This is a genomic window from Sulfuricurvum sp., from assembly GCF_030691015.1.
GTDB lineage: Bacteria > Campylobacterota > Campylobacteria > Campylobacterales > Sulfurimonadaceae > Sulfuricurvum.
This window is the reverse complement of the sequence record NZ_JAUYFF010000002.1, coordinates 199,804-213,972: the sequence shown is the minus strand read 5'-3', so window position 1 is coordinate 213,972 and position 14,169 is coordinate 199,804. Positions and strand designations below refer to the sequence as shown.

General features: G+C 41.9%; 12 protein-coding genes and 1 pseudogene. 7 read left to right on the top strand and 6 right to left on the bottom strand.

Annotation, left to right across the window (positions count from 1 at the left end):
• Positions 1 to 14: 14 nt before the first annotated feature.
• The gene (locus Q8O20_RS04715; RefSeq protein ID WP_305530204.1) at positions 15 to 1,847 is read right to left on the bottom strand and encodes a biotin/lipoyl-containing protein; all 1,833 of its coding nucleotides are present in this window, start codon (positions 1,845 to 1,847) and stop codon (positions 15 to 17) included.
• A gap of 11 nt (positions 1,848 to 1,858) precedes the next feature.
• Positions 1,859 to 2,155: a hypothetical protein gene (locus Q8O20_RS04710; RefSeq protein WP_304743194.1), complete on the bottom strand. Its 297-nt coding sequence runs from the start codon at positions 2,153 to 2,155 to the stop codon at positions 1,859 to 1,861.
• A gap of 156 nt (positions 2,156 to 2,311) precedes the next feature.
• Here Q8O20_RS04710 and ppa point away from each other — a divergent pair, with 156 nt between their 5' ends.
• The gene (gene ppa / locus Q8O20_RS04705) at positions 2,312 to 2,833 is read left to right on the top strand and encodes an inorganic diphosphatase (RefSeq protein ID WP_294895463.1); all 522 of its coding nucleotides are present in this window, start codon (positions 2,312 to 2,314) and stop codon (positions 2,831 to 2,833) included.
• A 6-nt stretch (positions 2,834 to 2,839) separates the two neighbouring features.
• Complete coding sequence (locus tag Q8O20_RS04700; protein WP_304743192.1) at positions 2,840 to 3,145, top strand: hypothetical protein; 306 nt, start codon at positions 2,840 to 2,842, stop codon at positions 3,143 to 3,145.
• Here the strand turns inward: Q8O20_RS04700 and Q8O20_RS04695 are convergent.
• Complete coding sequence (locus Q8O20_RS04695) at positions 3,142 to 3,657, bottom strand: hypothetical protein (RefSeq protein WP_304743190.1); 516 nt, start codon at positions 3,655 to 3,657, stop codon at positions 3,142 to 3,144. The genes Q8O20_RS04700 and Q8O20_RS04695 overlap by 4 nt on opposite strands.
• Positions 3,658 to 3,918: 261 nt before the next feature.
• Between Q8O20_RS04695 and Q8O20_RS04690 the strand changes: the two genes are divergently transcribed.
• The 5 genes and pseudogenes from Q8O20_RS04690 to Q8O20_RS11950 form a co-directional block, all read left to right on the top strand.
• Positions 3,919 to 4,446, top strand: a complete 528-nt coding sequence (locus tag Q8O20_RS04690) for a transglycosylase SLT domain-containing protein (protein ID WP_304743188.1) — start codon at positions 3,919 to 3,921, stop codon at positions 4,444 to 4,446.
• 41 nt (positions 4,447 to 4,487) lie between these two features.
• Positions 4,488 to 4,715, top strand: coding sequence for a hypothetical protein (locus Q8O20_RS04685; RefSeq protein ID WP_304743186.1), 228 nt, complete (start codon positions 4,488 to 4,490; stop codon positions 4,713 to 4,715).
• Positions 4,716 to 4,752: 37 nt separating this feature from the next.
• Positions 4,753 to 5,700 (top strand): DUF523 and DUF1722 domain-containing protein, encoded by a 948-nt coding sequence (locus Q8O20_RS04680; RefSeq protein WP_305530203.1) that lies wholly within the window; start codon positions 4,753 to 4,755, stop codon positions 5,698 to 5,700.
• Positions 5,701 to 5,702: 2 nt separating this feature from the next.
• Complete coding sequence (locus Q8O20_RS04675; RefSeq protein WP_305530202.1) at positions 5,703 to 7,082, top strand: deoxyribodipyrimidine photo-lyase; 1,380 nt, start codon at positions 5,703 to 5,705, stop codon at positions 7,080 to 7,082.
• A 1,114-nt stretch (positions 7,083 to 8,196) separates the two neighbouring features.
• Positions 8,197 to 8,559, top strand: a pseudogene (locus tag Q8O20_RS11950) (methyl-accepting chemotaxis protein); the annotation flags it as partial.
• A 210-nt stretch (positions 8,560 to 8,769) separates the two neighbouring features.
• On the opposite strand, the gene Q8O20_RS04665 reads toward Q8O20_RS11950, so the two are convergent.
• The 3 genes from Q8O20_RS04665 to Q8O20_RS04655 form a co-directional block, all read right to left on the bottom strand.
• Positions 8,770 to 10,410 (bottom strand): methyl-accepting chemotaxis protein, encoded by a 1,641-nt coding sequence (locus Q8O20_RS04665; RefSeq protein WP_305530200.1) that lies wholly within the window; start codon positions 10,408 to 10,410, stop codon positions 8,770 to 8,772.
• Between the two features lie 71 nt (positions 10,411 to 10,481).
• A complete protein-coding gene (locus Q8O20_RS04660; RefSeq protein ID WP_305530199.1) occupies positions 10,482 to 12,749 on the bottom strand; it encodes a diguanylate cyclase in 2,268 nt (755 codons plus the stop codon).
• A 59-nt stretch (positions 12,750 to 12,808) separates the two neighbouring features.
• Positions 12,809 to 14,107: a DEAD/DEAH box helicase gene (locus Q8O20_RS04655; RefSeq protein ID WP_305530198.1), complete on the bottom strand. Its 1,299-nt coding sequence runs from the start codon at positions 14,105 to 14,107 to the stop codon at positions 12,809 to 12,811.
• Positions 14,108 to 14,169 lie beyond the last annotated feature (62 nt).

The following is a 14,169-nucleotide window of genomic DNA, read 5'->3' as shown; positions in this document are numbered from 1 at the left end:
AGAAGAAAAAAGAGTTATTCTACTACTGCCAATACTTGGCCAGCTTCGATTTTATCATTCACATTTACATTGATTGATGTTACTTTTCCATTTCGTGGTGCGACTACATCGATTTCCATTTTCATCGCTTCTAAAATCATAATTTTATCGCCTGCATTGACACTATCACCAACTGCTGCAACAAGTTTAAATACTGAACCCGGAAGTTCCGCACAAATCGCGTTTGCATTTGCTACAGGTGCTGCTGCAACCGGTGCTGCTACAGGTGCTGCGACTGGAGCCGCAACCGGTGCTGCTACTGATACTGATTGAACATTTGCGTTACCATCTACGATTTGTACGTTATATTGTTGTCCGTCTACGATTACTGTGTACGTTCCATTTGCCATTGTGAAATTCTCCTGTTTTAGTGTTTGTTGTTTTGATTCTGCCGTTTTCGGGCTATTTTTTCGAACATTGATCGTTGCTTCCCCTTTAAGGAAAGCGATCCCTTTTACATCACATGACGCAGCGATGAAAATATTCTCATCCGTTGCTTCAATACCTTCGTTACTCAATTTTTGAGTCCAATAGGCGATTGATTTTGTCTCATCACGATCGGCGATGTCGATTGCATGATCGGTAGTCGGTTCGAGTTTAAGTTGCTCTTGTGCAATAGCAACTACCATAGGGTCAGGTTCAACCGGCGTTTTGCCGAAATAACCTAAAACCATTTTCCCATAACCCGGAGCAATTTTTTTCCATGGCCCCAAAAGAGCATTGTTCAGCGCTTGCTGGAAGTAAAACTGAGAAACCGGTGTTACCGACGTACCGTATCCTCCCCGTTCAACTACTTCACGCATCGCATGTATCACTTCCGGATAACGATCCAACATGTTGTTATCACGCATCATCTGGGTATTAGCAGTCAGTGCACCTCCCGGCATAGGAGAGAACGGAATGAGAGGTGAAACCTGTGTCGCTTCCGGCGGCATGAAATAATCGCTCAAACAATCGCCCAATACCTCTTCGTATTTGAGGATTTTTTCGAGTTCAAGTCCGCCGAGATCGTAATTCATCCCCTTGGTCGCATGAAGCATCGTCAAGATATCCGGTTGTGATGTACCGCCGCTCACAGGAGCCGCCGCCATATCAATACCGTCTACTCCCGCATCAAGTGCCGCGAGATAAGCCGCAACACTCACACCCGCAGTTTCATGGGTATGTAGGCGTAAATGAGTCCCCTCAGGAACAAGACGACGTGCCATTTTAATGGTTTCATGGATTTTGTGAGGGCTCGACGTTCCGCTGGCATCTTTAAAACAGATTGAATCATACGGAATACCCGAATCCAAAATTTCACGAAGCGTTTTTTCATAAAATGCAACGTCATGAGCTCCGACGCATCCCGGAGGAAGATCCATCATCGTTACAACGATTTCGTGTTTTAATCCATGATGGGCAATACGCTCACCGGAATATTTAAGATTTTCGACATCATTAAGAGCGTCAAAATTACGGATGGTTGTCGTTCCGTGTTTTTTAAACATTTTGGCATGCAAATCGACCATTTCACGGCTGCCCGTATCGAGCATAACCGTATTAACCCCGCGTGCAAGGGTTTGAAGATTTGCATCCGGTCCGACGATGGCGCGAAAACGATCCATCATGTCAAACGCATTTTCATTTAGATAGAAAAAAAGGCTTTGGAAACGGGCACCGCCTCCAAATTCGAAATGTCGGATTCCCGCCTCTTTGGCCGCTTCGAGCGCAGGGAAGAAATCTTCCATCAACACCCGCCCGCCGAATACCGACTGAAAGCCGTCACGGAACGTAGTGTCCATCACATCGATGTATTTTTTTGCCATTTACGTAATCCCTACTTTTTTATATTGTTGCGGTGGTGAATTGCAGCTACCAGTGCTGCGATTCCGAGCATTCCACCATTTTGAGAATTTTGTGTTTCATGATGGTGGAGTGCGGCTGCAATAGCAGCGACTTTTGCTCTTACATCGCTGTTTTCCAAATCATGGTGGTGCAATGCCGCTGCAATCGCCGCTACTTTGGCACCTTGTGTACGATCATGTGATGCGTCACTTGCAAAGTTCTGAGATTCCGGGGCATTCTTGGATTGAAACATTGTCAAATATTTCATTACTTTATTTAGTAATGCCATTCGCTACCCTCTATTAAATTTGCACGCGTAATCTTTACACGATGCGTGATTCTAGTATAAAGTTCATTAAAAAAGATTTACTGTGTCCTGTTTCAATGAACCTTTTAGTTTCTTTCGTTACAATCCGCCTCATTATTTTATACACAGAGGTGCCTCATGGATCTAAGCAAAATCGGTTACGGCGAAAATCCGGATAAAGTCAAAGCAATTATTGAGATTGCATGCGGATCAAACATCAAATATGAAGTTGAAAAAGAAAGCGGTGCACTTGTACTGGATCGTGTTATGCACTCTGCCATGTACTATCCTGCAAACTACGGATTTGTCAATAAAACACTTTCTCAAGACGGCGATCCGGCTGATATCTTGATTCTTACCGAATATCCTATGGTTGAGGGGTGTGTAACTAACTGCCGTCTTGTCGGTGTTCTTATTATGGAAGACGAAAGCGGTATCGATGAAAAATTGCTTGCTGTTCCGACATCAAAAATTGATCCTACTTTCGAAGAGATCCAAGACCTTGAAGATATTCCAAAACATACCTTGGCTAAAATCAAAAACTTCTTCGAAACCTATAAAATGTTAGAGCCTAATAAATGGGTAAAAGTAAAAGGGTTTGAAAATAAAGCATCCGCTGCTAAAATCCTTGAAGACGCTATCAAAAACTATAAAGAGTAATGAGCTATGATCGATTTCGACTCTCCTGATTTTTTTGCCTATGCGATTTTCGGATTAATATTGAATTTTGTCTTTTCTATCGCATTTGGTTTGTATTTAAGTAAAAATATCGGAGTCGAAGAGATGATGATTTCCAAAGGTGAACGTGAGCAGCCTTGGTGGCTTGCCCTCTCGCTCGCCGTCCCTTATGCGAAAATGGCTATCACCCTTTATCGTGTTGCTATTTTACAGCTCTATTTTCTTGATCGAGGGAAAAGCCACAAAGAGTACTGGGTTTATCTTACCTCCAATGATGAGCATCCTCAACGCTAATTTTCTTCCTTAATACAAAACGCTCTAATCTGTGTGTCGTACAATCCGCTTTTTTGCATTTGGGCACCTTGACGTGAGCGCTTTAATTTTCCGTTCCACTCAGTGTTATCAAATGCCGGATCAATAACCGCCAATCCCATCCGTAGCAACATTTCACTGTAGGTTTCAGTTCCGTTGGCATAAAGGACACATCCCCCTTTAATCGTCTCAAAATGGTACGACTGTTGAATATGTAAATAGTCACGCGCAAAATTCTTATCACGCGGATGAGCTTTATAATACGTATCAATCGCATTCTTACACTCTTGCGGATTGACACCGCTCAAGATCATTTTTTCCAACGGTATAACCCCGAACGGTTCACACGGAACAGGAATATTTTTATACAATAGCTTCATTTTGCTATTATTCTCGATCGATGTGAGAAGTCCGACCGTAATTTCACCATACAACGGTACCATACAAATCAATAGTCCGAATAATCGGACAAAAAATGTTTCATTTTTACTCATGGGATACTTTTTTACCCTTTTTTTTACTACTTTTAGAAAACTTTTTACCTTGAAACTTAAAGTAACATCTGTATTTGCAACATTATACAACACTATTAACCCATTATGTCTCCGAAACTTAATCGATGCTTTCCCGCTGTGTGGTAGCATACACCCCTTTTCTATTACTTTTTCTTAACTGATTCATTTAGAAAGGCCACACCATTGTTATATCCTTCCCAGTACCCTAAAATTTCACATTCCATTTCCGAGGTGTAACTTTTGAGATTTCTTTCCCTGATACTACTGTTTGCTTTATCCCTTTTCGCTGATGCAATGACCCCTAAACAACTCCATGTATTACAAACCGTACGTGATGTCGCAAAATCAATTCCTGATAAAAACGGCAATACCTATGAGAATACACTCAGTGCGATTTGTCTAACCGAAAGCAGCGCAGGCAAATATGTTATCGGTGATTTCAAACACAAGAAATCGTTTACCAAAGCCTCTTTAGGCCCTATGCAAATTCAAGTTGCTACCGCACGGCATGTTTCCAAAAACGTCAAAAAACTCCGCTGGCTCAATAATCTTAGTGATGTACAGCTGGCAGGACGTTTATTAGGCGATATTAGACTTTCTGCAAAAATTGCAACCCATTATCTCGTATTATTACAAAATCAACGGCTTGATCATTTTTATGCTATCAGCGGTTACAACGGAGGGACGACAAACCGCCCCTACTACAACCGTGTTATGAAAAACATGGATTTGGTCAACCACCTCATCACCTCCGGTAAGCTGTCATAATTTTTAAGCTATAATACTCCGATAAAGATTCGGAGGTTTTTATGGATGATGAAAAACTAAAAGTTGTTTTGGCGCTTCTTAGCGGTGTAATTTTTAGCTTAGTCTTTATTCTCCTCGCTTTCATTCTCCCTATCAGTTCCCCAAAAACTCCTCCAAAAACTATGGATTCCGAACTTCAGAAACTCTCAAAAGCCTATAAAGAGAGTCAAACGAAACGTCCGCCGGAACAGCAACATCTTTTAGATAAACAGAATCCTCCTAGTAAATAATTTTAATTATCCTATACTATAAGAAATAGGAGTCTCCATGAAAATAGCTGTTTCTTCGTGTTTATTAGGTGAAAAAATCCGCTTTGACGGCGGGCATAAGCATGATCACTTTGTAACGGATGAGCTGGGGCGTTTTGCCGAGTTCGTCCCTTTTTGTCCTGAACACTTAGCCTTTGGTACACCGCGCCCTTCTATTCGGCTTCTAAGATCTGAAAATCAACTCATTGTTCAATCCAATAAAGATCAAGTTGACCTCACCCAACGTCTTCTCGAAACAAGCCGTAATGAACTCTCCAAAATTTCAAATGAACCCCTCTGCGGGATTATTTTTAAATCCAAATCGCCCAGTTGCGGCCTGAATAGTGCCAAAACCTATCTCGATAACGGCTTCTGCGAGGGAAAAGAGGACGGTATTTTTGCCGCAATGTGCCGTGAACGCTACCCGTTGCTTCCGATGGAAGAGGAGGGACGTCTCCAAGATGCTTGGTTGAGAGAAAATTTTGTAATGCAGCTTTTTGCCTACGATGCCTATGAGCAATTCAAAACCTCTAACCCGACCGTAAAAGAGCTTGTCCAGTTTCACACCGCTTATAAATTTATGCTCCAAGCCAAAGACGAGAAGCTCTATCGAGAACTCGGTAATATCGTAGCCAATCACGATAAGCTCAGCTTTGAAATTCTCTTGGCCATGTATGAACTTGGATTTAAAACGGCTATTTCGCGTAAAAGCTCCATCAAAAAAACTCGTAATGTTTTAGAGCATTTGACAGGATTTTTCAAAAGTGAGCTTACGAAAGAGGAGAAAAAGATTTTGCACTCTCATATTAGTGATTTCGCCGATAAGATCATCCCGCTGATTGTCCCCCTCTCGACGATTTCCCTTTATGCACAAAAATACAATACGACCTACCTGCTCGAGCAAACGTTTCTTAATCCCTATCCTAAAACGCTGGCACTGCGTTCTCATATCGATGCGGGAAAATAACAATGCGACGAATTTTATGGTTTCGCCGTGATCTGCGGACGAACGATAATCCCCTTCTCTCTTTGGAGGGGGAGGTACTGCCTATCTTTATTTTCGATACGGATATTCTCGCTTCTCTCAAAGCGGATGATCGGCGTGTCACCCTAATTTTTAATGCACTAGTAAAACTAAAATCATCTCTTCAAGAACGGGGTCTTGATTTAGCCATTTTTTATGGAAAACCTCTTGAAGTTTTTAAATGGCTTTTATCGCAAAACACATATGATGAAGTATGTGCCTCTGGAGACTACGATACCTATGCTATAACGCGTGATCGCAATGTATCGCATCTTCTCCCCTTTAACCGCCTACGTGACACCTATATCTTCGCTCCTGATGAAGTCCTCAAAAGCGACGGAACCCCCTATCTGGTTTTTACCCCCTATTACAATCGTGCAAAATTACTCTTTACCCCCCACCACATGGTTGAATACCCGCACGCGCAACAACAACGGATAGAATTTGAATATCACTTTTTACACACTATTTCAGAAACGGGTCACTCGATAAAACCGATTGCCCTTGAATCGATCGGTTTTATTCCTCAACCGCTCACTCCAATGCAACGCCTCTCACCTGAAGACAAACTTGACCTTTTTGCCGAAAAAATTGAAAACTACTCACATAACCGAGACTATATGGCCCTCAACTCCACATCGGGACTGAGTACCGATTTGCGATTCGGGACACTCTCGATTCGGAGTCTACTACGATGGAGTGTGCTGCAAAAAAAACGGGGAATCGATACCGAAGCGTTTTTCAGACAGCTGATATTTCGAGAATTTTACGCGATGCTTTTAGTCCACTTCCCCCACTTAAGCGAACGAAATTTCCGTTATTCGTTTCATGGAATTCCCAATGAAGCATATTTTGAAGCATTTTGTACGGCACGAACGGGAGTCCCCATCGTCGATGCGGGAATACGTGAACTGCTGAAAAGCGGAGAGATGCACAATCGCGTACGGATGATTGTCGCATCCTTCTTTACCAAAAACCTCCTTTTACCCTGGCAGTGGGGCGAAGCTTTCTTTGCCGCTCATCTGAACGATTATGACGCGGCGAGCAATATCCTCTCTTGGCAATGGAGTGCGGGAACAGGAGTCGATCCGCAACCTTATTTTCGAATTTTCAACCCCTATACACAAACAACAAAATTCGATTCTGAAGGGATATATATCCGACAATGGCTTCCGCAGTTGGCAGCCGTTTCCACTAAAACTCTCTATAATGAAGCCTCTTTGTCCGCCTTACATTTAAACGATTATCCTCCTCCCATCGTTCAACATAAAAAGAGTGCGCAAGACGCATTGGCGTATTTCAAAAATTCTTATATTGTTTTGTGATAGAATTGCAACATAATTGTAATAATAAGGATATATAATGGTTAATTTAACCACGATTAGAGGGAAACTAATTGCATTGGTGGCGCTTAGTTTCATGATCTACGCGGCACTTGGATATTTGTCATACGCTAATAATAAAGATGCTAAAAAAACTGCTGAGAGGATGGTACTTCTCGGAGAAATCCGTTCAAACACCAATGAAACAGCCGTAGAGCTTCGCGGATATCAGCTGCTTTATACGGCAGAAGTTTTAGATCGCTACCATGCTGCCAATCAAAAACTTGATGATTCTATTCATAAGCTTTTGAAAATTACCCGTTCAGAAGAGAATAAAAAACGCTTAAATACAATGATTTCAGATCACCAAGAGTGGATAAAACTGAATGAACCCCGAATCAAAATTATCGGGGAAAATGAAAATGAAATTCACAGCTTCGAATTCAGTTCAACAGAAGATGGCAAAAAACTCAAAGAAATCACAAAAGAATCAACAGCTCTTTATCATAAATTTACCGAAGAGCAAGAAGAGTTAGTCAAATCGATGCAAGAAAAAAATCTTGCTACTCTCGATTCTAATGCCCTTACGATTGAAATTATTATCGGAATCAGTGCAACGGCCATGATGATAATTTTTTACTTTATCATCCAAAATATTATTGGTTCCATCTCTCGGCTCGAAGTGAGCATCGAAACTGTTTCTCAAAACCGAGATTTTACCCGTTCTGTCCGTATCGAAGGGGGTGATGAACTTGCCATCATGAGCCAAAAACTCGATGGACTCGTCAACACTCTCCGCCAAGCGTTCCAAGGTATTCGTTCCGCTTCCAGTGAGAACCTCTCCGTTTCGGCTGAACTCTCCGCTACAACTCTCGCTATCGGTAGAGCGGCAGAAGAAGAGGCAAAAATCGTTACACAGACAACGGTCGAATCAGATAAAATGAAAGAGGCGATGAAATCTTCAGCACTTGAAGCTCAAAGCGTACGTGAAAAAGCGCTTGGCGCACGCGAAAACCTCCAAGAAGCACAATCGGCGTTGCACAACACAATTGAGCAGCTCTCACATACGGTGCAAATGGAAGGAGAGATTAATGATCGTCTCAACTCCCTCTCCCAAGAAGCATCCCAAGTCAAACAAGTCCTTACGGTTATCGCTGATATTGCCGATCAAACAAATCTTCTTGCCCTTAATGCCGCTATCGAAGCGGCGCGTGCCGGTGAACACGGACGCGGATTTGCCGTAGTAGCCGACGAAGTACGTAAACTTGCCGAGCGAACCCAGAAAAGCCTCGTAGAGACCAATGCTACCGTCAATGTCATCGTCCAATCGATCAATGATATCACCGATCAAATGAACCATAACACGAAGCGTATCGAAACCTTGGTTCAAGCTTCTGCGGATGTCAATGATCACACAGAAACTGCTGTCTTAGCGTTAGCCGATACGGTCACCGCTATCGAAAAACTCTCGCATGATACACAAAACAATGCGGCCACCACCGAATCGATTATCCAAAAAATCGGCAATATCAATGAACTTTCTACCTCTAATGCCCGCAGTGTCGAAGAGATTGCCGCAGCAGCTGAGCATTTGCATCAAATGACGGAACAGCTCACCGCTCAAATTTCTGTTTTTCGAACATAAAATCTCGTCCGTTTCCCCAAGTGATTGGGGAACTTCTAACAAACCCTACGTATTCGATTGCCCCCTACAAAAATTAAGTTTTTCACCAAGTTCATACGATAATGAATTTAGTCGGCTGATTTTTTGATCCATCCGCTCCATAATCTCAATATTCGACAGCGAATCAGAATCAATATGAGTCATCTGTTCTGATGCGGTTTCTCCATGTTTTTGAAGCAGTTCGTAGCTCTCTTGTGCTTCCGTCATAGCTCTAATCGCCTCTCGCATCGCTGCAGTAGCCTCACCGATGAGTGCTTCGGAGGTTTCTGAGGTTTTTGAGAGTGATGCAATTGCCTCTGAACTGCTCACGGTACTGTCCGCTATATCACCCACCGATTGGATAATAATTTCAGTAGTAGCTCGTATCTCGGTCAAACTTGATTGCGTCTTCTCTGCCAACTTACGTACTTCATCAGCCACCACGGCAAACCCGCGTCCGTGTTCACCTGCACGCGCCGCTTCGATAGCGGCATTAAGGGCAAGAAGATTCGTTTGATCGGCAATATCTCCGATAATAGAGAGAATAGAACGGATTTGAGCCACTTCTTGTTCGAGTGCGCGAAGTTTTTGGGATATGATCTCTCCCTCTGCCGCACTCTCTTTTGCATTTCCTGCAACCGTATGAATACTTTTTTTCGTCATTTCAAGTTCATCGTCGGCTTTGTGTAATGAATCAACAACACTGTGTGTCAAACCTGACATCGTATGCAATTGCGTGCTGATAGAACTTATAACTTCAATATTTTTCTGTACCAGAGTTCTGGTATTCGTGACCTTGTGCATTACGTTGTTAGCATCCCCAACAGTTTCTGCACTAAGAGCTACGTTCTCTTTAGATACATTCACCGCTTGGAAAATAACGGTTCGGATAGTCGAGAGAAAATATTTCAATGAATGGGACAAGCGTGCAATCTCATCATTCCCTTTTTGATCAAATGAGGTTGTCAAATCAAGCGTCTCAGAGAGATTTTCCACCTGCAATGTCAAATGACTGAGACGATGAGTAATGAGGGCTGAAATCCACCATGAAATGATCCCTGCAATCAACAATGCCACGAAAAATATAAATAAACTTTTCATCAATAATGCATTTAGCGCAATACTAATATGATCAATCGCCATATCAGCACCGATCATATAAAGTTTTCCGCCGTCGGATTTATTTATCTGCAAGTAAGAGCGGAAATTTCCGTATTTATCGGAAGTATTTTCGTAAAATCGGTGCCCCTCTTGAAACCCTTTTCGAATCCCTTCACTGGCGTCATATTCGGTATAAAATGGATCATACTCATTCGCTTTGAGTTCATCCTCTGTAGCACTGCTTACTACCGTATGAATTTTATCCCCTTCCTTCACCATCAGATAAATATATTCAAAACCGTTTTCTTGCGCATACTTACTCAGTGCCCTCACCAGTTTCAAATGTTCAGCATCCTCCATTGGGCGGCTCATATCATATTTATCGACTAAATCGTTACCGAGATAGAGGGCACCCGCTTGAGATGCGATTTGAAGTTTCGTATCGACACTCTCCATATAGAGATTTTTTTGTTCCGTATAGATAAAGAGCATAAACAGCAAGCTTGCCATCGTTGCAATAAACAGTGTTGCCGCAATTACTTTTAGTCGCAAACTACTTTTTAGCATTTTTTAACCTTATATGTTTTATAAAGCAAATACTATTATTCTATTGATTAAATTTTGATTAAGTTTGTCTGTCAGACGTGAAGTGATGAGATAACTCTATTGCGGCCGCTTTCTTTTGCTTTGTAGAGTGCGGCATCTACTCTTTTGACACATTCGTGAACCTCTTCATCATAGATGAATTCTCCTACTCCGATGCTGATGGTTACAAATCCAATTGACTCAAACGGATATTCAGATACACATTTTCGAAGGTGATCTGCTACGTTCTCTACTTCTTCCAAAGAGGTATGGGATAATATAACAATAAATTCTTCGCCTCCCCATCGTCCAATTACATCAGTTTGGCGTAATGTTTTTTTCATCACATCAGCCAATTTTCGCAATACGTTATCTCCCTCTTGATGCCCTAAAGTATCGTTAATATTCTTGAAAAAATCAACATCGATCATCATAATACTGCAATGATAATTTTTATACCGATTAACTTTATGCTGCTCTTCATTCAGTTTTTCATCGATTTTTTGACGATTGTAAAGCCCTGTCAATTTATCCGTCGTTGAGAGAACAAGTAAACGGGTGTTATACCGTTTTAAAAGAATATAGCGCCATAAAAAAGCAACCAATAAAAGAAAAATGACAAGCAGTGCTTTACCGATTAAAGAACGGTCAAACCACGCCACCTGTTCAATCGTAGAGGTCCATCGGTTATAACTTTTTTGCATGGTTTCATCATCCAGCTGTACCACCATTTTTTCAAAAACACCATACAAAACAGGATTATCATTACGTACCGCAACACGCAATTCATCTTTTTCTTGAAGACGTGATGAAACTTTCAGACTTCCGGCATACTCTTTTTGTATATAAGATGAAGCAACAACAAGATTATCGATATACCCGTAGAGTTGACCATTTTCAACTTTTTTTAATCCGTCACTAATCGATTCGACTTCAATAATATTTAGATCTGGATAAAGTTTCTTTATACGATCAAATATCTCATATCCTTTGACAATTCCTATTTTCATACCATTAAGTGCGTCTATACTTTCGGTAAAAGGTTTCTCTTTCGTTGTCACCATTACATATGGCAGCGACATATAGGCTGACGTAAAATATAAATAGCTCTCACGATCGAGCGTTTTTGATGCCATTGATAAAATATCGCATTGTCGATTTTGCACACGCAACAGTGATTCGTTCCACGTAGCCGTAGGTATTAACTCGATAGGAATACCGATTTTAGACTCAAAACTTTTCATAATATCTGAAGCGATACCGATATGTTTCCCGTTGCGAATTGCTTCCAGCGGATACCACTCGGGATCAACACACATCGTAATTTTTTTCTTTTGATTAAGATAACTTTTTTCAGACTCAGTCAGTTGATCGTTTTTAGCACTATCAATAATATCCTGAAATAAAAACTGCCTAATTTTCTGATCTCCCTGAATCATTCCGGCATGAAGAATCTGTTTATACAGACGATGAGTGAATTCACTGTTTGTTTCACCGATTTTATACAAATCACTCATCATCAGCTTTTCAATTACTTTCGCTTCATACATTAACGCATCATGAGACTTTTTCACTCCGTATTTTTGTTTTAGAATGGTTATTATTTCATCTGGATGATCTATCGCGTATTTCCAACCCCGATTTGTTGCTTCAATAAACTTTTGTCCCCGCTGGGAATGCTCAATCGCCTCTTGGTGAGAAGTAAAAAGATTTCCCGCATTAACAACAAATCCATACTCTACCGGATCAATAAGATTATAAGGTATTTTAAGTCGATCAAGTTCATACAGCTGATTAGAACGGTACACACTCATTGCATCAACTTTATGCTGAATAAAGGGATTAATACTGAAGGTTTGATCTACAAAATGGCTATTGTCAGCGGTAATATCAAAATGAGTCAACAAGAGGGATAAAGAGCTGTGCTTAAATTCGTTATTTGTCCCCATTATCGTCTTACCGATTAAATCGGCAGGCTTATTGATCCCTTTTTGGGTTACAAAAACCAATGGAGAGTGTTGAAGATAGGTTGCCATCAGAACAATGGGCTGAATGCGGCCCTTTTCGATCACAATACTGCTGTTATAGATACCGTATGTGGATTTGCGGCGTAGTACATCACTAACAACATCGATTCCGGCACGATATTCACGCAGTTCGACATCAAGCCCCGCTTCACGATAATATCCTTTCTCTTTTGCAGCAATGTATCCGGCATACTCAAATTGATATTTCCAATCGAGCTGAACCGATATTTTCTCGAGATTAGCCCCAAATACAGTGCTAATCAATGCAAAAAAGAGGATAAAAAATCGTATCATCAAAGGCTTTCCAAACAGTCTATATTATATTGTACACTGTTTTATCGAAAAAATTTATCTTAATGACGTCGATCGTTATCGCGTCGCTTTGGCTCATGACGGCCGCTATCGCGTTTTTGAGTCGGCTTTCCACCTCTATCACCGCCGCCGTTTCCGCCACGGTTTCCACCGCCGCCGCCTGCTCCGCCGCGACCGCGTTGAATCGGTTCAGCTTTGATAGAAGGATCAGGCTCGTACCCTTCAATAATAGTGCTATCAAGCTTTTTATTGATCAGTTTTTCAATTCCGCGTAAATAATCGGCTTCATCAACACACACGAGAGAGATCGCTTCCCCTTCGCATCCCGCACGTCCGGTTCTCCCGATTCGGTGAACATAGTCCTCCGCAATATTAGGAAGTTCAAAGTTCACAACATGAGGAAGTGCATCGATATCGATACCGCGCGCCGCAATATCGGTCGCAACGAGAACTCTGACACTGCTACATTTAAAATCATTCAGCGCTTTGGTACGAGCCGCTTGGCTTTTATTTCCATGGATAGCGGCTGCAGTGATACCGATTTTTTGGAGGTATTCGGTGAGTTTGTTCGCACCATGTTTGGTACGGGTAAAGACGAGAACCTGTTCCCATTTGTTTTTACCGATCATCTCTCCCAAAAGGGCACTTTTGCGTTTACAATCAACAAGGATAACGCTTTGTTTCACAAGTTCGCTGGAGGTATTGCGGCGTGCCACTTCAACCTCGGCAGGATTGCGGAGCAACGTGCTTGCCAATGTTTTGATATCATCCGAATAGGTTGCAGAGAAGAGGAGATTTTGTCTCGCTTTCGGGAGAATCGTAATGACACGGCGGATATCACGGATAAATCCCATATCGAGCATTCTGTCCGCTTCATCAAGGATGAAAAATTCAACGGCGCTCAAATCAACCGTCCCCTGCCCTACATGGTCGAGTAAACGTCCCGGAGTGGCAATAAGGATATCGATTCCGTTACGTAACATCGTGATTTGAGGGTTAATCCCTACTCCGCCGAAAATAACGGCACTTTTAAGGGGAAGATATTTGCCGTAAATTTTTACACTCTCGGCTACCTGTGCCGCAAGTTCGCGCGTCGGGGTGAGGATCAGGGCACGAATTTTACGATGCGGTTTTGAGGTTTTTTTATCACTCAAGATTTGGAGCATCGGCAAGGTAAAGCCGGCTGTTTTACCGGTACCGGTTTGTGCACCTGCGAGCATATCACGCCCTTCTAAGATAAAAGGGATGGCTTGTGCTTGAACCGGTGTAGGGGTAGTGTAGCCTTGATCAGAAATTGCTTTGAGCAACGACGCGTTTAGATTTAAATCGGTAAATGTCATAAAAGGGTTCCTTTGGTGGTTAGGCCCAACCAAAGTCGTAACTCAGGACGGTTTTAGGCAAG